We start from the raw sequence: 20,272 nt of genomic DNA, 5'->3' as shown, positions 1-20,272 counted from the left end.
TACAATGAAAATAATAACAAAAGTTCTGATTGAGAAATCAGCTTTTATATCTTTGGTATTAGCTACAAGTATTTTATCGTTTGCAGTCACAGCAAACGTAGAGGCGACCCAGCCTGCAAATACTGCGTCAACTCATCAACACTATGATCCTCAGCTTGATTTAGACTTATCTTCATTGATATCTCGTTACGCACTTACAGGAACCCCCAAAGCTGATCACCCACTACCTAATATTGAAAGCCCTAAAGCCCAGCTTGGGATGAAACTATTCTATTCAAAAACACTGGGTGGAGATAACACAACAGCCTGCGCTAGCTGTCATCACCCAATGTTAGGTGGCGGTGATGATTTATCGCTTTCAATTGGGGTTGATTCAAAGAATCCTGATGTACTGGGCTCTGATCGTAAATTGATCGGCAAAAAACACGCCCAGGTCCCTAGAAATGCGCCAACAACGTTTAATGTCGCTTTCTGGAAAAAAGTCTTATTCCACGATATGAGAATAGAACGTGTTGGCAAATATGACATTCACACACCTGATATGAGCTATCCAAAACCGGATGCACTCGCGGGTGAGACTCTGGTACAGGCTCAGGCACGCTTTCCGATAACATCAGTCGAAGAGATGCGCGGTGGTTATTTAAACGATTCACATAATCAAACATTACGCAGAGCGCTTGCATCAAGACTTCAGGAAAACTGGCTGGAAGAATTTAGAAAAGGCTTTGAAGAGCCCAATGGTAATGTAGAAGATTTAATCACCGAGCAAAACTACTCAGAAGCTATCGCTGAATACGAACGTTCACAGGTGTTTATCAACAATCCCTGGAAGGCTTATGTAGAAGGCGACAAACAGGCTATTTCTGCATCAGCGAAGAAAGGTGCATGGTTGTTTTATACCGATCAAAAAGACGGCGGTGCTGGATGCGCATCTTGTCACTCAGGTGATTTCTTTACCGATGAGAAAGCCTATAACACTGCAATACCCCAAATAGGCGTAGGAAAACAGAACGGCAAAACCGGTAATAATGATTACGGATGTAGTTTAATCACAAACAATCCAAAAGATAAATTCCGTTTCCGTACGCCATCACTGCTTAATGTAGAGATGACAGGTCCTTGGGGACACGACGGCGCCTATACATCACTGGAAGCTATTACTCGTCACATGCTGTCACCTGTAGAGTCTGCCAAGCGTTATGAGACTAAACAACTTAAGCAGAAATCAATCGATACACGATTTGTGAAAGAAAATACTTTAGAAGCAATAGCAGAAGGCATTGATTTAAAGGCAAAACCAAATCTAGTTGAGGAAGACGTTACCCATCTGGTAAGTTTCTTGAAAGCTTTGACAGACCCTTGTGTCAAAGATCGTGCCTGTATGTCTAAATGGATACCCGATGCGGGTGATAATGATCCGGACGGACAAATGCTACATGCGATTAATGCGAGAACAGGTAAACCGCTGTAATAGGTGTAATAAGCTAGTCGTTATTGGCTATTGATAAGCCTAAAACACTGCTCTCCAATTTTTTAAAAGCCCCCTTAACGTTACTTATTTTAAATAGCGTTAAGTTCTTCTAAAGACCAACGTGGTTTGGGTTGAATTTCCGCAGGTTCAGTTTGCCCCGCCTGTAGGCGTAAAGCCCCAGCGTAAGCAATCATAGCGCCGTTATCGGTGCAATATTTCATCGGAGGAAAGAATACATCTGCCGGAAGTTCTTGCAGTTTTTCTCTGAGTCGCTTATTTGCCCCAACACCACCGGCGATAATTAAACGCTTCGCTTCGGCATCTTTTAAAGCACGCTTACATTTTATGAATAAGGTATCGACAACCGCTTCCTGAAAGGCGTGAGAAATATTTGCTTTAACCTGTTCAGTCTTGGTCGATGAATTCCAGGTCGTTAATGCGAATGTTTTCAAGCCACTATAACTAAAATCTAATCCGCCCTGGCGAATCATGGGACGTGGAAAGTCATACGCACCTGGCTCACCTTTTTCTGCTAATGCAGCAAGTACGGGACCACCAGGATAACCTAAACCTAGCATTTTAGCCGTTTTATCGAAGGCTTCGCCCACCGCATCATCCAAAGATTCACCCATTATTCTGTAATCACCGATGGCTTTAACTTCTACCAACATGGTATGTCCACCTGAGACCAGCAAAGCAACAAAAGGGAAATCTATGGTTTGGTTTTCATCAAGCATCGGCGCCAGTAAATGACCTTCCATGTGATGTACGCCAACCGCTGGAATACCTAGACCCCACGCTAACGAACGCCCTATAGAAGCACCTACCATGAGTGCACCGATTAATCCGGGGCCGCGAGTATATGCAATGCCATCAATATCTTTAAAACTAAGACCGGATTCTTTCAGCGCAGCTTTAATTAAAGGCGTAGTTTTTTGGATATGATCACGTGAAGCAAGCTCAGGCACAACCCCACCGTATTCAGCATGTAAGGCTACCTGTGAATATAACTGGTCAGCGATAAGACCTTTATCAGTATCGTAGATTGCGATGCCGGTTTCATCGCATGATGATTCAATGCCTAGAACTTTCATAAATGCGCTTACATATCCTATTGATAATAATCAGGTAAGAAACAAGAAAGCTATTCTACAAGGTAGTCTAGCTTTCAGAAATCATTTTTTGAAATGTAACAAATACCATTAACTCTGATTAGAGTTCGATGTGTTTCCGCTACTTTTCTTTTTGGCTTGTGCGTTTTGACCACCACGTCTACTCGAATTCTTATTACCGCTTTTATTAGCGTTATTACGATTTCTGTAATTGGTTTTCTTATTTGGGCGACCACTACCACCCCCCGGCTTACGGGCAGGTTTTTGCTGGTCGTTCAGTGATGTTACAGGAACATCGTGGTCAGGCTCAAAACCATCGATTAACTTACGCTCTAATAAGCGTCCAATTAACTTTTCAATATCTCTAAGTTGTTTGATCTCATCAGCGCTGACTAATGAAACCGCCTGACCTACTTCTCCAGCGCGTCCTGTACGACCAATTCTATGTACATAATCCTCAGGAACATTTGGTAGATCGAAGTTAACAACCTGAGGTAACTGGTTGATATCTATACCTCTGGCAGCGATATCGGTTGCTACCAATACTCGCACATTATTCTTTTTAAATGCGGCTAATGCTTTTGTTCTCGCACCCTGGCTTTTATTACCGTGAATGGCTACTGCAGTAATCTGGTTCTTTTCTAATTGACGAGTAAGTCGATCAGCACCGTGTTTGGTACGTGAAAAAACTAATACCTGCTCCCAATTATTGTCATGTATCAGGTGAGCCAGCAATTCTGACTTCTGCTTTTTATCAACAGGACAAATCCATTGCTTAACCGTATCGGCCGTTGTATTTCTTGGTGTTACTGAAATCTCAACCGGATCATTCACCAAAGTCTTTGCCAGTTTACGAATTTCATTCGAGAACGTGGCTGAAAATAACAAGTTCTGTCTTTGACTAGGCAGATGATAGATGATTTTACGGATATCGTGGATGAATCCCATATCCAACATGCGATCGGCTTCATCCAGTACCAAAATTTCTAAATCATCAAACTTCACTGCTTTTTGATGATGTAAATCCAGCAATCTTCCCGGTGTAGCGACCAGAATATCTGTACCGCGTTGAAGTCGTTTAATCTGCGGGTTAATTTTCACCCCGCCAAAAACAACCGTAGAGGTCAATTTTAAGTGTTTGCCATAGGCTTCAACACTTTCCTGAATCTGTGCCGCTAACTCACGGGTTGGTGTGATAATTAAGGTTCTAACCTGTTTAGCTTTGGGTGGCTGACCTTTTCTGAGTAATTCTAGTATCGGTAAGGTAAAACCTGCGGTTTTACCAGTACCTGTCTGTGCTGCAGCCATTAGATCTCTGCCTTTTAATACGGCAGGAATTGCTTGTGCTTGAATGGGTGAAGGTTCGGTATAACCTTTTCGTGATAGTGCTTTTAGGATGTCTTCTGACAATCCTAGGTCTTCAAATTTCATGATAATCTCTTTATCTCGTTATTGTGTTCTTTTATTATTTTCAAGGAGAAAGATGATCAAAGAACACTGCACAGTAATTGCATTACTGTTAATCGCGGGAGGTTACAGCATAAGCAAGCATAGTGCTATGATAATCAGGTTTTAAGAGCTTGATTGAGCAACTATTATGAAAATATGGGTCGATGCGGACGCTTGTCCAACTCCAATTAAAGAAATCATCTTTCGCTTAGCCGCACGTAAGGAAATTATAACGACCCTGATTGCGAATCACGCGATGCGAATTCCGCCCTCACCCTATATTAAATTTACGCAAGTCGCCTCTGGATTTGATGTTGCTGATAATGAAATCGTAAAGCGCCTGGAACCAGGTGATTTAGTGATTACTCAGGATATTCCGCTGGCAGCTGAAGCTATTGAGAAAGGTGCTGTGGCTTTGAATCCGCGTGGCGAGTTATATACCACCGAAAATATAAAACAGCGTTTGAATATGCGTGATTTTATGGAAACCTTACGTTCCAGTGGGATTAATTCGTCTGGCCCGGCACCACTAAACCATAAAGACCGTCAAAACTTTGCAAATAGTCTTGATAGGTTGCTTCATCAAAATTAGTCGCTAATTTATTATCCGTTGTGGTCTTTGCATACTGACGCACAATAGGTTTTGCCGCTACCGTCGCTTTACCCGCAAGGAATATGGAAGGATCAACTTCTGTTTCATTGAGCGCTACTTCGAGATGCAAATGTGGTCCGGTTGAAACTCCTGTACTTCCCACCAATCCAATCACATCTTCAGGGGTAACCTTCTGGCCCACTTCGACTAAAATTTCTCTTAAATGTGAATAACGGGTGATTACCGTATTCCCATGCTTAATATCGACATTATTACCGTAGCCTGACTTTCTGCCGGCAAAAACTACCGTTCCCTCACCCATTGCCTGAACATTGCTACCCGCTATTGCTGCGATATCAATACCCGAATGCATTCTTATATTGCCGTGTATGGGATGTTTTCTCATGCCAAAGCCTGATGATAAAAATCCATCTTTTACCGGAAAGTTACTGATCTTTATTACTTTGGAAGAAAATTGTTTAAGTTTTGCAGTGTCCTTTAGAGTTTTATCCAATGCCTTTTTCACTAGCTTGTTTGATGTTGTTGTTAAAGCAGGCTCTTCATCGTTATTCAAAACAGTCACTGCATTATTTTGATCAAAATCACCAACACTCACATCAGTGACTATCTTAACCGTATTTGTAGTTTTATTTTCAACGATGGATTGTTGTTTAGCATGAGATACGGGAACGCTTCTCATTTCTACAGGTACAAACTTGTTAGAATGGATATCGTTGAAGTCTGACTCATCTACGTCAACCGCGGCAAGCTTAAGCACTGGTTTAATAATCACTGGTTTAATAACCACGGGCTCATTTTGAGCAATGTTCATATTGACCACAAATACAATAGCAATTGAAACGATCAGACTAGCGATTAAAAACAAAGAATGTTTAATAACGCCACTTCTATTGGTGGCATTACAATTGAAAATATCCATACTGATTTCACAGGAGCATAGGGATTTTGAATATTAGCACAGTGGTTTATCTGATTTCAATCACCCATTTGGGTAATTAATAACCAAGCCACCCCCCTACTTATGAGGACTTTTTTGATTCTATATAATCGAAATACGTAATTAAGTCCTAATGTTAAGGCAAGCCGTTATGTTGAGGTAAGCTGTTGTGTTTAGGTAAGTACAACCTTGATTAAACCGATAATTGAAAGACAACATAAAGCAATCAGCACAATACGCTTCAGGGTCCTCTCAGTAAGAATAATGAATAATTTAGAACCGTAGGTTATCCCAATCAGCATTGGCAATATCAAAATAGCGGTGGTGAAGAATATTTCCTGATGCAGCAAGCCATTAAAATAAGCAGATACAAAAAAGGTAGGTTCTACAATAAAGAAGTAAACAACCGCTGTGGCTCGAATGGTTCTGATAGGAAAGTTCGAACTGGTTAGCATTGACGCCAGAAATATCCCACCAATGGCTGCCATTCCATCATAAAAACCGGCAATCAGTCCTGTGGTATTTAATCGTATTTGTGTGACAGGTTTTTTAAAAGTAAATCTCGATAAACTAAAGGCTACGATAAACAATAAATAAACACTGATGAGTATTTGATGATAATCAGGATTTATATTGGCTAACAGGAGTACACCCAGAATATTACCAATCACTGCTGTAATAATCAGAGCTTTTAACACTTTAAAATCGATATCCACTTTGACATTTTTAAGCATAAACAAAGAGGCAATGATTTCCATAAGGATAACCATCACCACGATATATTTTACTTCCAACCAAAAGCTGGTACTTGCAACCACTAACGCAGAAAAGCCAAAACCAATACAACCACGTACGATTGCGGCCAAAAACACGACACCAGCGAGTAATACTAATTGGCCGTAGCTATCAATGAATAAAAAATCCAGGAAATTCATTAGTGTAGTGTTATTTTCACGGCATTAAGACCTTAAGGAGATAAAGAGTTCGGCAGAGAAACGAGATTCTGTTTATTTGATGGTCATACTGATATAACGCTAATGATTTATCAAATCAGGAACATCAGGTGTGACATATTGGGGAATCATCCGGGTTTTCGACACTGCTAACAATGGTCTCGACGAATGTATTAAATTCATCCATTGAAATAACTTCCAGCATGCGATTCATGACATCGGGATTAACCTGAGCAACAGTTTGCTTGCCACCCGCTAATTGAATGTAGATACCGGCAGCATTGGTTTCGGTATCAGTGTCTTGCATCGCTACTTCGAGCAATTTTTGATCCTCTTCGCCTAATACCTCATGATAATCATCGAGCTCATCCCATAGATCATCTGCGATATCTTCAGAAGTTTTGATCACGATTGAGTCTAACATCGGGTCAATAAACTCTTCCCACGCCAAAGATTTCTTATCCAAAAAAGCAGTAAACTTTTCTGCGATTTCGCGATTAAAAAACAAATATTCCAACATTTATTTCATCTCTCACAGTATCTTATGATTAATTAATCACGCTGATTAATCGTTTAGCTCACCGCCCGCTACTTTAAGAATAAATTTATCCATCCACTTGGTAGGCAGTAAACGTTTTAGCGTTCCCATAATATAGGTTGGCTTAGTAACGTAATAATGCGCTTGTGGGTTGTCTTTTTCCAGTGCATGAATCACTTTTTCCAATACAGCCTCGGGAGGAAGCGTAAATGAATCGGTATTACCTTCTTTCTCCAGACGTTGTAGTGTTTTGCGATAGCGATCTCGATGCACGCTGGCTTCCATATCTACATTCGCTTTCAGCGCCAACAAAGCATTAGGTCGAAAACGACTTTCGATGGGTCCAGGTTCAATCAATGACACTTTGATATTGGTGTCTGAAAGCTCTAAACGAAGAGTGTCTGCAAACCCTTCAATCGCGTATTTACTGGCGTTGTACGCGCCACGAAACGGCAGAGAAACCAAACCAAGTACCGAACTATTAAAAATCACCCGCCCTCGATTATTCTGACGCATCATCACTAATAGACGATTGTTCAGCTCCATCCAACCAAATACATTAGCGGCGAATTGTTTCTCAATGGTTTCACGCGTCAGGTCTTCAACCGCTCCGGGTTGGCCGTATGCGCCATTATGGAAAACGGCGTAAAGATTGGTTCCGACTAATAGCATCAACTCATTCGCTAAATCCTGAACGCTTTCTGAGTCGGCATAATCAAGCTTCAAACATTTAAACCCTTCGCCGATTAAACGCTTTACATCCTCATCGGTTCTCGCCGTCACATAAACGTTATAATCACGTGCCATCAAACCTTTTGCGACATGATAACCAATACCGCTTGAGCAACCTGTTACTAATACTGTTTCCATAAAAAACCTCTGAGAATACGAGTGTGGTTATATAATTTTCCAGTATCGTAACAAGTAAAAAGTTAAAACACACCCCCCCACTTACAGGCGTTTTTTGTTTTATAATCCTGCTATTCAATTAACTGCGACGTAACACATTCATTACAATGAAGATTAAAATATTAACGCTTCCAGGTTATCTAGGATCTGATGAAGGTCATTGGCAATCAATCTGGGAACAGCAGCTAGAAAATATCGAACGTGTTGAACAAGACAATTGGGAATTTCCACAGTTAACTGAATGGTTGGCTACTTTAGATGCGCATATTCAGAAAACGGATGAGCCAATAGTGGTAGCCAGTCATAGTCTGGGTTGTTCATTGCTGAATCATTGGGCTTCCACCTTTCAATCAGAAAAGGTTATCGGTGCTTTACTGGTGGCACCTGCGGATATCGAATCAGATCGACATACACCCGATGTATTAAGAAATTTTGCCCCAATGCCGAAACAGAAGCTGCCGTTTCCCAGCATTGTGGTAAGCAGTGATAATGATCCTTATGTATCGATTCTGCGTGCTGAATATTTTGCAGAATGTTGGGGCAGTCGTTTCATCAACTACGGTTCGCATGGTCATTTAAATGCTGAATCTGATCTGGGTGATTGGCCGTTTGGACAGGGCTTAGTTAAGAACCTAGTTAAGAGCCTAGTCTAAAACTTGACAGAGGAGTTAAACCATGAATGAAAAAATCAGTATTTAAGGCGTCCTAAGAGTATTAAACATTTAATAAGTCACCCCCCTACTTTGGAGCACTTTTTTTAGTGTTTTTTTTAGAGAACTGGTTTAAACAATTTTTAGACCATTCTCTTTTGCGTTTTTTTCAACAAAGAAAAGGCCTGTTTCATCGTCCCTTCATAATACCAAACCAAAGCGCACATTAAATATAAAGACAGTGACGCCAAAAAATTCACATCTCTCATTAACGCTAATGCTACTGGATCTTTAAAATACCAATAAATAGCGTAACTGCCGTCGATACAGAACCAGATTATAAATAACATTAAAGGTAGTTTTGACCATTGTCTTTCGGTTAACACATGCAAACTCCATGATGCAGTTAAATAGCTTAGAGAAGCCATGATAATACTGATAGGAATATCCCAATCAGGTGCTTTGTAATAGAACGAACCGACAATCAACAAAGACAATCCAATAACGAAAGTAAACAACTTCCACGGTCTTTTGTATTCAACGAGTAATGTTTCCGAAAAATTTTCTATCATTTTAAAACCTCAATATTGTGTGCAGATATACATTTAGTTTTAGCTTGGGATATCGCCATACCGTTACCAAAAAGTACCCCGAATACGAAACCGTATATCGGGGCAAATGCTTGGGGTTAAGCGTTAAAATATAATTATGATGTCGATGTATTAGGTTGCAGAGACAGTCGGGTTATCGGTTAATCCATCGATACCTGTCTTATCTACTGGCTTATCAGACGGTTTGCGGGTTGTTATAGCATTGCCATTGTCTGGCTTATCATCCGAACCTGTATCCGAGTCTCTACCAATATTGCGTGTTAACACCATCAGTACTGCAAGAATCACGAGCAGTAACACAGTGCCTGCTAACAGCGCGTAGTCTTCGAGTTTGAGTAAGGAATACAACAAGGTGTATAAACCAGCGAGTAACACCGTGATGATGATGCTGCGCTTTATATTCCTTATCGCCGCGTAAGCGTAAAGGCTGATCATGATGATGATAATTCCTGCCGCTGATATATAGGCATTGAAGAAACCTGCATGCTCAGCCATAGAGAGCAAGGTTAAATAGAACATGGATAGAGCAAGACCAATCACCCCGTACTGGACGATATGCAATCGACGACCAATACCCATTTCAAAAATCAGAAAGGTGATATAGGTTAAAGTAAAAAACAGCATACCGTATTTAATCGCGCGGGTTATTTGAGAATACAGCGATACCGACTCGAATAAATTCACGCCCGCCTTAAATTCATTCACATTAAACTGCTGTTTTTCTAGCGTCCACAATTGTGGGTAGTTACGTGCAAGGTTCGGCACTGACCAGGTAGCTTCGAAGCCATCACTGTCAACCTCGTGTTTATTGGGCAAAACACTTCCCTGAAAGCTTGGGTGTGGCCAATCCGATACGATCTCGACATCAGTGGTTTTACCAAATGGCGTGAAATAGAAACCCTGACTACCATTGATATTCAGATTCAGCTGGAATGGATATTTAAGTGTCGTATCTGCCGCAGATGAGTTAATAGGAGACAAATCAATCGGCGCATGAAAACCACTAGCGATAGTATTGACGACTTTGGTACCGGGTTCAAAGTCGATCGATGTTTCATTATTCCAGTTAAGCCCTGAAACTTTATTAATCGCCTGAGTATCCGAAATGCCCAGCGCTAACCATGAACGGTTCCAGTGAATTTTATCGATATGATTGGAAAGGCTATTAATGTCTGGTCGTAGAAAATCGCCTGTCACGTTTAAATCAGCGGTATACACCAATGATTCATAAAGGCTGCGTTTACGCGTTTCGCCATTAAGCTTTACGCTGATATTTAAGTCATCTGGCAATACGATTGCTGTGCGCTGTTTATAGATGGTTTTATTGACTTTGCGCTCGTAGCCGTCTTTATCTGTTTTCACTTCTTCGGTTATGAATTTTTCTGTATATGGGATAAACAGTGCTGGTCCTTGCAGGTTTTGTTGTTGCCCCCAGGTACTGGCAATATCATTAAGTACGCCTCGATAGAGGTTACTGCGTTCGCGTACCACATCGCTGACCAGACTCAGCGGTATCATCATAAATCCGATTAAAACTGCGATGAGAATAAAACGAAAAACCAGTGAATCGCTTATAGTTTTGAGATCAGAAACATAACGCTTAACAATATGTTGATCACTATTTGCAGAATCACCTTCAGTTGTTTCTGGCGTTTTAAGAATACCTATTTTCCTTGCCATAAAGATAGCGGCAAATAAAAACAGTGCGATGATTATGACTAAAAAAATGAATCCGATCAGACCAGCGATAATACCCATTGAGACACCTCGTTTAATAATGAATTAACGAGTACATCTTATAAATAAGTTTTGTAGATTCAGTGGGGGTGTAATGGAAAAGCTAAGACTATCTTGTGCAGAAAATGTGGAGACAAGTAAATATTAAGTGTAAAAACTTCGAAAAAATATCAGAAAAGTTTCGGAACAACTGTGCAGTAAAGTGATCATTATTTACTGCACAGTGGCTCTAATAGCGGGATGATTGATCGTTAATTATTGGAAAGTTGACGATCTTTAGTTCTTAATACTAGGGTTTTAATATATTAGGACTCTAAATATCTTAGGGCTCTAATTAACAAAAACTCTAATTAGCAATAATAAGTGTTGTTAAGGCTTGCGAATGCTCTGCTGCCTTGCGTCCAAGGTCTGTCAGATAACCACCATCCTTTTGCGTGATTAAACCTTTTTCGTGTAATCTTTCAGCCGCTGCAACAAATTCTGCTCTAGCGTCGTGATGTACTTTAATTCCGTCTTGTTCATTTTTCAGATTAAACTGAGTTAACAAATTCAATTCATCGGTCAATTCTGAGTTAAATGGCATTTTTATTATTTCTCCTATTGTGTGTTTCAGTAACAGTTTGTTTCAGTAACATTGTTTTGTACGATAACACTGCTTTGTGCGATAACACTGCTTTGTGCGATAACACTGCTTTGTGCGATAACACTGCTTTGTGCGATAACAATGTTGTGCGATAACTGTGTGATGTCTGTAACTTCATCTTAACTGTAGATGATTTAAAGACTTTTTGAAATACAAATCGTTTACGAATAATCTGAAATCCAACAGATACACGCAGTTGTTCTCAAATTCGAAACTAACAGACCTGTTTAAATAATACAGGTCTGTGTGGTGTTACTAGTTTCTGACTTGCACCCGTTCTAACTGATCGCGCAAACTACTAAAAGCTTAGCAGAAAATTATCAATTAATTATGCAGAAGTTCCGGTAATGATATGAACTCGTTTTCGTAGATACATAAAATACAATAACGGGATAACCACTAACGTCAGTACCGTAGAAACCAGAATACCAGAAATTAACGCCACCGCCAGACCACCAAAAATTGGATCATCAATAATAAAGAAAGCGCCAACCATAGCCGCTGCTGCAGTAAGCATAATCGGCATTGCTCTTACTGCACTGGAATTGATGATAGCTTCATTCAACTCAACACCCGCTCTCAACTGATCGTTAATAAAGTCTACCAGCAAGATCGAGTTCCTGACGATTATTCCTGCTAACGCGATCATTCCAATCATAGAAGTTGCGGTAAATTGCTTATCCGCTATCCAGTGGGCAGGCATTACGCCAATTACCGTTAAAGGAATTGGAGACATGATTACCAGAGGAACAACATAAGAACGGAACTGAGCGACGATTAACAAGAAGATCATAATCATGCCAACACCATAAGCGATTCCCATATCACGGAATGTTTCGAACGTGATTTGCCATTCGCCATCCCACTTTAAACTGTAAAAATAAGGATCATCCGGTGGTGAGAAATAATGTTCGTTTATGTTCTTACCGTAAGCTGCCACCGGGGCTTCTTTAACCCCATTAGCAATACTAAACATGCCGTACAATGGGCTGTCGGTATGTCCTGTCATATCACCTGTAACGTATACGACTGGAAGCAAGTCTTTGTGATTAATTGAGTGCTCACGCGTTCCCTCTTGTACATGTACCACTTCAGACATAGGAACCAATGCACCCTTAGTACTTCGAATTTTTAAAGACAGGATTGATTCAATTTTATCTTTATTAGCAACAGGAAATTCAAGGCGAATCGGTACCGCATATTTCAGATTTTTGTTATGGATAAACGTCACATCCTCACCACCTAACACAGTACTGATTGACGATGTAATCGCTGCTTGAGATACACCTAAATGCGCTGCTCTTTGGCGATCTACTTTTATTACCAGACGTTCCTGGTTTGCTTCGACACTGTCATCAATATCAGAAATATCTTTAGTCGATTCGAAGACCTTTCTAACCTTGGACGCTATTTCAATTTGGCCTTCGTGATCCAAACCATAAATCTCCGCCACCAATGGTGCTAATACAGGCGGTCCGGGAGGCACTTCAACGACTTTGACATTGGCGCTATATTTTTTGGCGATATCCTGCAATGAAATACGCACTGCTAAAGCAATTTCATGACTTTGGCGTTTACGTTCATGTTTATCCGTTAAATTTACCTGAATATCACCCAGATTTGATCCTTCACGCAAATAGTATTGACGTACTAAACCATTAAAGTTAATCGGTGCAGCGGTGCCGGTATAAATCTGGTAATCGCTAATTTCTTCAACTTTGTCTAATTCGGTTGATAGCTCATTAAGCACTCTGGAAGTTTGTTCAAGAGTAGTACCTTCTGGCATATCAACCACAATCTGGAATTCAGATTTATTATCAAAAGGTAGCATTTTCAGGATGACTTTCTGAAAAGGGAAAGCCAAAGAAAGTGATATGGCTATCAATATTGGAATGAAAACAAATAATAAGGTAAAGCGTTTCCAACCCCCACCTTTCGCGCGTAAAAATGGACTTAAGATAAAGTGAAAGAATTTATGTGATTTTGTTTCACCATCATCTTCTTGATGATAACTGAAGTCGACCTTAGACAGCACCTTATTCGTCATCCATGGCGTAACAATATACGCAACACCCAAAGATAACAGCATACCAATGCTGGCATTAATGGGGATTGGGCTCATATACGGTCCCATCAAACCACTAACAAACGCCATTGGTAATAAAGCGGCAATTACCGCAAAAGTGGCAAGAATCGTTGGCCCCCCTACTTCATCAACCGCTATCGGGATAACATCGACCAGTTTTTTCCCGCCCAACACCATGTGACGATGGATATTTTCAACCACCACGATGGCATCATCGACCAGAATACCGATGGAAAATATTAACGCAAATAAGGAAACACGATTAAGCGTAAAGCCCCACGCCCATGACGCAAATAAAGTCAGAGCGAGCGTAATCACAACCGCTGTACCCACAATAAAGGCTTCTCGGTAACCCAAAGCAAGCCAGATTAATGCTGCTACTGCGAGTGTTTCAATTATCAGCTTATTAATTAATTTGTCAGATTTAGCTTTAGCCGTATCACCATAATTACGCGTAACAGTCACATTGACGCCTTCCGGTATAAACGTACCTTTTAATTGTTCGATACGTTTGATGACATTATTCGATACCGAAACAGCATTAATACTCGGTTGCTTTGCAATGGCTATGGTCACAGCTGGTGATTTTATACCTTCCTGCAATCCTTTATGACTTGCGCCTTTGGCTGTTGAGAATGACACATAGGTTTCAGGTGAATCTGCACCGTGTTTAATTGTGGCGACATCTTTTAAGAAGACCGGACTACCGTTAAATACACCGACAACCAGATCACCTATTTCATCATCACTACTTAAGAAAGTACCGGCAACCACCTGAATTTCTGTATTATTATTAACGACAGACACCGCATCTTTAGCTGTATTACTGGCTGCCAATGCATTGCGCAAATCATCTAATGAAATATTAAAACCGGCTATTTTTGCACTGTCTAATAACACATGCACCACGCGTTTAGAGGCGCCTACGGTATAAATGTCCCTAGTTCCAGGAATCCGTTTTAATTCAGCCTCAATCGCATGGGCAACTTGTGATAATTCAAACCCACCTTTATTTTCATCTTCAGTCCAGAGCGTCAGCGACACAATGGGAACATCATCAATGCCCTTAGGTTTGATTAAAGGTTGTCCCACTCCCAGGTTTTGCGGCAACCAATCCTGATTAGAGGCGATTTTATTGTAAAGTCTGACTAATGCATCAGTTCGATCTATACCCACTTTGTACTGAATAGTCAGCATAGACATACCAGGCATCGAGGTAGAATAGATATGTTTTAAACCGGTTATTTCAGAAAGCACCTGCTCTGCGGGTGTACTCACCAAATTCTCGACCTCTTCAGCACTGGCACCCGGGAAGGCGATAAATATATTGGCAAACGTAACATTTATTTGTGGATCTTCTTCACGCGGCGTTACCATTACCGCAAATACACCTAATAACAGGCCAATCAAAGCGATCAGTGGGGTAATTTCGGTCAATAAAAACGTTTTGGCGATTCTTCCCGAAATCCCTAACTTTTGATTTTCGCCGTTTACATCATTTGAAGAATCATTCATCAGATGCTGCCTCATGAAGTTTTTGCTGGTGAGTTTTCAATAAAACAGCGGCATGCACTGGGTCAATTGCAACAATCTCACCAGAATCCAGACCCGCCAGGATACGTACCTTGCCATCAGGTGTTCGCCTACCTACTCTTACCTGACGTAATGTTGGAATACCTTTTTCATCAACCACATAAACACCAGTCACTTCACTACGATAGGCAACCGAAGATTCTGGAACAACCAGACGTTTCTCACTACCCACATTAAATCCAATTTTTACATAAACGCCTGGGAACAAGCCTTGTGGCGCAGAATCAAGCGACGCACGAACTTTAAACGCATTAGTTGTCTCATCCGCATAAGGGAAAATAGTTAATTTTTTAACGACGATTCCAGTCTTATCATCATCGGTATATACACGTGCAGCTTTGTTTTTTCTCACCGCTAAAATTAATCGTTGTGGCACATGGGTAACAACTCGAATCTCTTGTAATGAAATACCCGTCATTATTGGTGTTCCGGCACTAACAACCTCGCCTAATTCCACCAAACGTTCTGTAACGATGCCACTATAAGGAGCGACCACTTCGGTATAACTGAGTTGTTCGCCCGCTTTTGCCAAGCCTGCTTGCGCTGATGCCAGATTAGATCTGGCTGCATTAGTACGGGCTTTTGCTGCGTTCAGATTTGCTTTCGCCGACTCAACTCTTGCCAAAGTCGACTTCATGTTTGCTTCTGCCTGATCATACTGAGATCGGGCAATGATGCGTTTTTCGTACAAACCCTTTACCCGATTAAATTCAGCGCGAGCAGCATTATAGTTTGCTGTGGCTTCTCTAATCGCAGCTTCGGCCTGAACAACGGCTGCTGATGCACTGCTAATGGCAGCTTTAGATTCACTGACGGCGGCTTGTGCCTGACGTAATCCTGATTTCTGATTTTCTGATGATATACGCGCAATTAGCGCATCCTTTTCGACGACATCTCCCACATCGTAGGATAATTTACTGATTACGCCTGCCGTTTGCGACGATACCGTACTTTTATTTACCGCCTCGATTTGGCCATCCAGCATTTGGTAATCCACGACGACTTCTTCTACGGCCACAGCGGTATTTAGCGGTGAAATCTCTGCTTTTCCGATTAATGGTAGTGCCAAAACGACGGAAACACCCATCAAAATAAGTTTGTGACGACGACTCATGCTAAAATGCCTATATATAAAAATTATAATTGTGAAGTTTAACAAGCTATATTAGATATGTCTAATATAGAGTTACTAGAAATGAATTTAGTCTTATTAATAGGCACCTCAAAATGATAAAAATAATTAAATTAGCCGGTATCACAACGATTACTTCAGCACTACTTATTCTTTCTGCGAATACACACGCCGAAATTTATAAATGGGTCGATGAAAATGGCGGCGTTCATTACACTGCTCAACCACCTGTTCATAAAACCAAGCGAGTTAAAGCGAAAAATATCGAAGACGAAATCAAAGCAGCCGCAGGTAAATATAGACCACCTGCAGAAACAGCTGCAGCACCCAACAATGATTCAACAGATACACAGAAAACTGAAGTAAATGGTGAAACGCTTGCTGGCCCCGATAAAAAATTAATAAATTATTGTAATAACCAGAAGAAGAACCTTGAACAACTTCGTAAAAACTTTCGTAATGTATGGATTGATGTAAAAGGTGAGAAAACTAATCTTGATCAGGAACAACGAAAAGAAAAAGTAGCTTACTTGCAACAACGTATTGCAGAAGACTGTAAAGAAGTGAAATAAGTCTAAAAATAAAAGAGTAGATACCAAAGTGATTTAACTAATAGTCACCCCCCTACTTATAGGCCGTTTTTTTTAACCGCTTTATTATAACAGCCACTAAAAAGCCCGTTTTTAAACGGGCTTTTTAGTGGCTGTTAGTTAATGATTACATTAATTGCCGTTAGCAGCACCTGTTCCCATCCAGATTATTTCATCTTTGCTATAACCTAAGACTTGGTAATTAGGCACGGCTTTGGTTATGGGTTCAAGAACAGGCATCCATGAACCGCCATTCTTAGTCAGATCATCAGGTTTCATTTCCAAACCTTCCAGAACAGTTTCAGCAGCTTGATATCCACCAGGAGATTGAGGTGCAATCCAGTTCAAGGTCATACTGGTATCGCTCACCTTCATATAATTTGCATTATTTTCAATATCAACACTGGCGAGCCCAGCGACGATATCATCATCCTCCACTGTTAGACCTAACTTCGCAAGCCCATGGATATTGTAAAAGTGCCATCTATACTTGGGGAATTCAAGCATACCCATTAGCCCCATATCTACCGCCACTTTTTCAGTAACGGGAACAGGATTATTTAGCATGCCATCAGCTGCATGACAGGATTGACAGCCATCACTGCCAAAACCAATTGCTTGCTCTTTAGGTCTTACGCCATGACCACCCAGAGTTACACCATTTGAAAAGGCAGGATAGTTTTCAACAGCAGCAAGGAACGCTACTACTTGCTCTTCAGGCAAACTTGACGCCTGCATCTGCAAGAACATCTTCATCAAACTGCCGTCTGGCAATTTCATCGTAACCAGATCATCCGTTGATGCAAATGGCGGATACCAATCATAATCAGCTGGCATTCCCATTGCGGCATTCATTCCCTTGAAGCTATTTAAGCCAGCATTGGATGCATCAAATCGACTGAAATTGAAGGGAACATCACTATCAAGTATACCATCCTTATTTTGATCCCACGCAGCAAACTTAGGGTCTGAACTGATCATGTAGTGTTCATAGCCGTAAGTCGCTTTATCGAAGTGAATCATATTCGGGAAGATTTGCATCATCGCCATGGCTTGTCTATTTGGATCTGTGGAGAAGAAGTCGTTAAGCGTTACCTGTCGAACTTCTGTAGGGGTTAAATCCAGCATATCCATTGCGGCAAATGCTTCTGCATTTCCTGGACCTGTATCGGGCTTATTAGCGTAAAAGCGGTACATTGAATATGCGTTGTAGTCCGCATCCGCTTCATTTTTTATCATTTCACCTTTGAAGAAACGTGCATCAAACACCATGCCATTTGCCATTGGTTTAAATGGCGTAATCTTGGCATTCTGGGAACCACGTACCGCTAACGTTTGGGCTAAAAATGAGGTACCTCCATTGAACCAAACTAACACAGGTGGCGCTTGATAAGCACGAAAGTCACCCGCAATATCGTCATGATCACCCGCATTCATGTGGTCTGCTGATATCAATAAAGAATCTTTGCCTGCTGGATTTCGACCAAATGATAAATGTGAACCCTCGCCATAAACAGAATATGTAATCCCTCCACTTACCGGGATATGACAGGTTTCGCAGGCCATGGAATCAAGATGTTTGGAGCTATGGATTGATGCTTTCTTACCATTCACAGGTTCTTCTGGTGTTGCTGAATCTACTAAAGACTCGATTCTGTGACAGGTTGTACACATGATATTGCTTGGATCATCTGGGTCATTCTCTGTCCCGGGAGGTGGCGCAGGATAGTCTGCTGCAGCAAGGTCGCCCCCCACACTATGTCCGCGAACAAACTTATGTTTTGATACGGTATGGCACACGGTACATTGGTTTTCTGCATCTTCGAAAGGACCGGTTTTAACGGTTGCGTGAACATCGTAACCTTCTTCAAATAAAGTCGCTCTTTTGTATCCAGTGCGCGCATGTTCGTGACAACGTAAACAGGTAGACTGCTTGGTAGCCCCTGCAGATTTTACCGCTGCGACACTTCTATCTTGAGCCACAGTTGGCCAAGGTGTATCGGGATTACCATCGTTATCGGTATCCATCATCAAAGGCATATCGGGAATGGTGTCGCCATCGGTATCGATTTGTAAATCAGGAGAACCGTCCTGATCAAAATCACTATTGTCGTGCGCGGCTTTGGCATAGCCAAGTGATGTCGGTGAAGCGCCATCAGCGGGTGCATGCACACTAACGACCATATTGTTGCCTTCAGGTACTGATTTATAAATATCGGCATGACACACCAGACAATCAATGCCAGATTCCATAATATCGCTTGCCTGCTTTTGCGGCTCGGGCAAACCCATCGCAGTTAACATGCCCTCGAACATACCTTCCATCACAGGTAGATATCGACCTGCATGACATTTGGCACACTCACCTAAATTTTCATTGCTGGTAAAGTTGACTAAACCCGAAGTTCCCGGAAGTCCGCAAGCCCTGTCTAACATGCCATGAGCACCACCACCAGGAAACATAACAGTATCACTACGCGCGGCTAGTTTGTAATGAACCGTATCTTTAAAATCTGCAATAGACTCTGTGTGGCATTGTTGACAGAGTACCTGACTCACATTACGTTTAACCTCTGACTCTGGAATGACGGTGTCATTTACTATGTATTGTTTAAGCTGTGCATCATAGACAAAATCGTGAGCATTTCTGGTAGCCTCGGCAGCATCTTCGTCTTTGCCGCTACTATTACAACCTGCCGTTATCATTATCAGCAAAACCATCGCAATTAAACTGATTCTATTGAAAGGCTTACTAGCATGACTGCTGATCTGATAACTGCTTTTTCTGTTGATACTTCTTCCTAATATTTGCAACATATCTAACACTCCCTGAAAAACGACTAAGCACGTGAAGGCTGAAGATTTAAAACTCGTTTCGCCTTGTGAGCTGGTGATATTTCCTTATGCAAGCAGATTTTGTGTTTTTATTATTGATGCATTACACCACTCGATTAATCTCTAGTAGATAACGGAGTAAAATTATCAACAACGACAATTGTTAATTTTTTATAAGAAGAATTGTTAATGAGTGATAAAAATAAACATATCTAACATAGATGTGAAAAGAGAGAAAAGAGAGAAAAGAGAGAAATATATAAGAAACCAATAAATACAGATGAAAATCAGATAAAAAACAACTCAGAAATAAACAATTGTTAATTTCAACAGATAAGCATAAACATATACTTATTTAATAATATTGGGGACTTTGCAGGCTGTTCTTTGTAAGAACGTAAAGTCAGTTTACA

General features: G+C 41.0%; 16 protein-coding genes. 4 read left to right on the top strand and 12 right to left on the bottom strand.

Going from position 1 to position 20,272, the window contains the following annotated elements; translation table 11 throughout:
• Window positions 1–4 precede the first annotated feature (4 nt).
• Window positions 5–1,471 (top strand): cytochrome-c peroxidase, encoded by a 1,467-nt coding sequence (locus tag OO007_RS07450; protein ID WP_325808324.1) that lies wholly within the window; start codon window positions 5–7, stop codon window positions 1,469–1,471.
• 89 nt (window positions 1,472–1,560) lie between these two features.
• Here the strand turns inward: OO007_RS07450 and tsaD are convergent, their stop codons facing one another.
• Together tsaD and OO007_RS07440 are read right to left on the bottom strand one after the other, a co-directional pair.
• Entirely contained in the window at window positions 1,561–2,565 is a 1,005-nt protein-coding gene (tsaD, locus tag OO007_RS07445; protein WP_131905386.1) for a tRNA (adenosine(37)-N6)-threonylcarbamoyltransferase complex transferase subunit TsaD, read from the bottom strand.
• 108 nt (window positions 2,566–2,673) lie between these two features.
• Window positions 2,674–4,014, bottom strand: a complete 1,341-nt coding sequence (locus OO007_RS07440; protein WP_325808323.1) for a DEAD/DEAH box helicase — start codon at window positions 4,012–4,014, stop codon at window positions 2,674–2,676.
• 166 nt (window positions 4,015–4,180) lie between these two features.
• Here OO007_RS07440 and OO007_RS07435 point away from each other — a divergent pair, with 166 nt between their 5' ends.
• Entirely contained in the window at window positions 4,181–4,624 is a 444-nt protein-coding gene (locus OO007_RS07435) for a YaiI/YqxD family protein (protein WP_131905388.1), read from the top strand.
• Here the strand turns inward: OO007_RS07435 and OO007_RS07430 are convergent.
• The 4 genes from OO007_RS07430 to OO007_RS07415 all read right to left on the bottom strand — a co-directional run bounded on the left by OO007_RS07430 (window position 4,539) and on the right by OO007_RS07415 (window position 7,943).
• Window positions 4,539–5,564 carry a M23 family metallopeptidase gene (locus OO007_RS07430; RefSeq protein WP_325808322.1) on the bottom strand — a complete coding sequence of 342 codons (1,026 nt, stop codon included), beginning with the start codon at window positions 5,562–5,564 and terminating at the stop codon, window positions 4,539–4,541. The two genes, OO007_RS07435 and OO007_RS07430, sit on opposite strands and share 86 nt — an antisense overlap.
• 191 nt (window positions 5,565–5,755) lie before the next feature.
• Window positions 5,756–6,517, bottom strand: coding sequence for a sulfite exporter TauE/SafE family protein (locus tag OO007_RS07425; protein ID WP_131905390.1), 762 nt, complete (start codon window positions 6,515–6,517; stop codon window positions 5,756–5,758).
• A 124-nt stretch (window positions 6,518–6,641) separates the two neighbouring features.
• Complete coding sequence (locus OO007_RS07420; protein ID WP_325808321.1) at window positions 6,642–7,055, bottom strand: hypothetical protein; 414 nt, start codon at window positions 7,053–7,055, stop codon at window positions 6,642–6,644.
• 45 nt (window positions 7,056–7,100) lie between these two features.
• A complete protein-coding gene (locus OO007_RS07415) occupies window positions 7,101–7,943 on the bottom strand; it encodes an SDR family NAD(P)-dependent oxidoreductase (protein WP_325808320.1) in 843 nt (280 codons plus the stop codon).
• A 146-nt stretch (window positions 7,944–8,089) separates the two neighbouring features.
• On the opposite strand from OO007_RS07415, the gene OO007_RS07410 reads away from it, so the two are divergent.
• Window positions 8,090–8,635: an RBBP9/YdeN family alpha/beta hydrolase gene (locus OO007_RS07410; RefSeq protein WP_325808319.1), complete on the top strand. Its 546-nt coding sequence runs from the start codon at window positions 8,090–8,092 to the stop codon at window positions 8,633–8,635.
• A 140-nt stretch (window positions 8,636–8,775) separates the two neighbouring features.
• On the opposite strand, the gene OO007_RS07405 is transcribed toward OO007_RS07410, so the two are convergent.
• The 5 genes from OO007_RS07405 to OO007_RS07385 all read right to left on the bottom strand — a co-directional run bounded on the left by OO007_RS07405 (window position 8,776) and on the right by OO007_RS07385 (window position 16,416).
• Complete coding sequence (locus OO007_RS07405; RefSeq protein ID WP_325808318.1) at window positions 8,776–9,204, bottom strand: hypothetical protein; 429 nt, start codon at window positions 9,202–9,204, stop codon at window positions 8,776–8,778.
• A gap of 150 nt (window positions 9,205–9,354) precedes the next feature.
• Complete coding sequence (gene creD, locus OO007_RS07400) at window positions 9,355–11,001, bottom strand: cell envelope integrity protein CreD (RefSeq protein ID WP_325808317.1); 1,647 nt, start codon at window positions 10,999–11,001, stop codon at window positions 9,355–9,357.
• A gap of 325 nt (window positions 11,002–11,326) precedes the next feature.
• Window positions 11,327–11,563 carry a TIGR02647 family protein gene (locus OO007_RS07395; protein WP_131905396.1) on the bottom strand — a complete coding sequence of 79 codons (237 nt, stop codon included), beginning with the start codon at window positions 11,561–11,563 and terminating at the stop codon, window positions 11,327–11,329.
• A gap of 388 nt (window positions 11,564–11,951) precedes the next feature.
• Window positions 11,952–15,224, bottom strand: coding sequence for an efflux RND transporter permease subunit (locus OO007_RS07390; RefSeq protein WP_325808316.1), 3,273 nt, complete (start codon window positions 15,222–15,224; stop codon window positions 11,952–11,954).
• The gene (locus OO007_RS07385; protein WP_131905398.1) at window positions 15,217–16,416 is read right to left on the bottom strand and encodes an efflux RND transporter periplasmic adaptor subunit; all 1,200 of its coding nucleotides are present in this window, start codon (window positions 16,414–16,416) and stop codon (window positions 15,217–15,219) included. The genes OO007_RS07390 and OO007_RS07385 overlap by 8 nt, the downstream gene beginning before the upstream one ends.
• A 113-nt stretch (window positions 16,417–16,529) precedes the next feature.
• Here OO007_RS07385 and OO007_RS07380 point away from each other — a divergent pair, with 113 nt between their 5' ends.
• A complete protein-coding gene (locus tag OO007_RS07380; protein WP_325808315.1) occupies window positions 16,530–17,006 on the top strand; it encodes a DUF4124 domain-containing protein in 477 nt (158 codons plus the stop codon).
• A 150-nt stretch (window positions 17,007–17,156) separates the two neighbouring features.
• Here the strand turns inward: OO007_RS07380 and OO007_RS07375 are convergent, their stop codons facing one another.
• The gene (locus tag OO007_RS07375; RefSeq protein WP_325808314.1) at window positions 17,157–19,841 is read right to left on the bottom strand and encodes a hypothetical protein; all 2,685 of its coding nucleotides are present in this window, start codon (window positions 19,839–19,841) and stop codon (window positions 17,157–17,159) included.
• Window positions 19,842–20,272: the final 431 nt, after the last annotated feature.

The sequence above is a fragment of the Cocleimonas sp. KMM 6892 genome, assembly GCF_035798195.1.
GTDB classification, from domain to species: domain Bacteria; phylum Pseudomonadota; class Gammaproteobacteria; order Thiotrichales; family Thiotrichaceae; genus Cocleimonas; species Cocleimonas flava.
Note: the sequence above shows the minus strand (reverse complement) of the source record. Positions and strands in the feature narration are given on the sequence as shown.

Coding starts and splice junctions, on each gene's coding strand:
- OO007_RS07390 (WP_325808316.1), bottom strand. CDS start 15,224: ATGAATGATTCTTCAAATGATGTAAACGGCGAAAATCAAAAGTTAGGG.
- OO007_RS07415 (WP_325808320.1), bottom strand. CDS start 7,943: ATGGAAACAGTATTAGTAACAGGTTGCTCAAGCGGTATTGGTTATCAT.
- OO007_RS07440 (WP_325808323.1), bottom strand. CDS start 4,014: ATGAAATTTGAAGACCTAGGATTGTCAGAAGACATCCTAAAAGCACTA.
- OO007_RS07405 (WP_325808318.1), bottom strand. CDS start 9,204: ATGATAGAAAATTTTTCGGAAACATTACTCGTTGAATACAAAAGACCG.
- OO007_RS07435 (WP_131905388.1), top strand. CDS start 4,181: ATGAAAATATGGGTCGATGCGGACGCTTGTCCAACTCCAATTAAAGAA.
- OO007_RS07430 (WP_325808322.1), bottom strand. CDS start 5,564: ATGGATATTTTCAATTGTAATGCCACCAATAGAAGTGGCGTTATTAAA.
- OO007_RS07450 (WP_325808324.1), top strand. CDS start 5: ATGAAAATAATAACAAAAGTTCTGATTGAGAAATCAGCTTTTATATCT.
- OO007_RS07395 (WP_131905396.1), bottom strand. CDS start 11,563: ATGCCATTTAACTCAGAATTGACCGATGAATTGAATTTGTTAACTCAG.
- creD (WP_325808317.1), bottom strand. CDS start 11,001: ATGGGTATTATCGCTGGTCTGATCGGATTCATTTTTTTAGTCATAATC.
- OO007_RS07375 (WP_325808314.1), bottom strand. CDS start 19,841: ATGTTGCAAATATTAGGAAGAAGTATCAACAGAAAAAGCAGTTATCAG.
- tsaD (WP_131905386.1), bottom strand. CDS start 2,565: ATGAAAGTTCTAGGCATTGAATCATCATGCGATGAAACCGGCATCGCA.
- OO007_RS07380 (WP_325808315.1), top strand. CDS start 16,530: ATGATAAAAATAATTAAATTAGCCGGTATCACAACGATTACTTCAGCA.
- OO007_RS07410 (WP_325808319.1), top strand. CDS start 8,090: ATGAAGATTAAAATATTAACGCTTCCAGGTTATCTAGGATCTGATGAA.
- OO007_RS07385 (WP_131905398.1), bottom strand. CDS start 16,416: ATGAGTCGTCGTCACAAACTTATTTTGATGGGTGTTTCCGTCGTTTTG.
- OO007_RS07425 (WP_131905390.1), bottom strand. CDS start 6,517: ATGAATTTCCTGGATTTTTTATTCATTGATAGCTACGGCCAATTAGTA.
- OO007_RS07420 (WP_325808321.1), bottom strand. CDS start 7,055: ATGTTGGAATATTTGTTTTTTAATCGCGAAATCGCAGAAAAGTTTACT.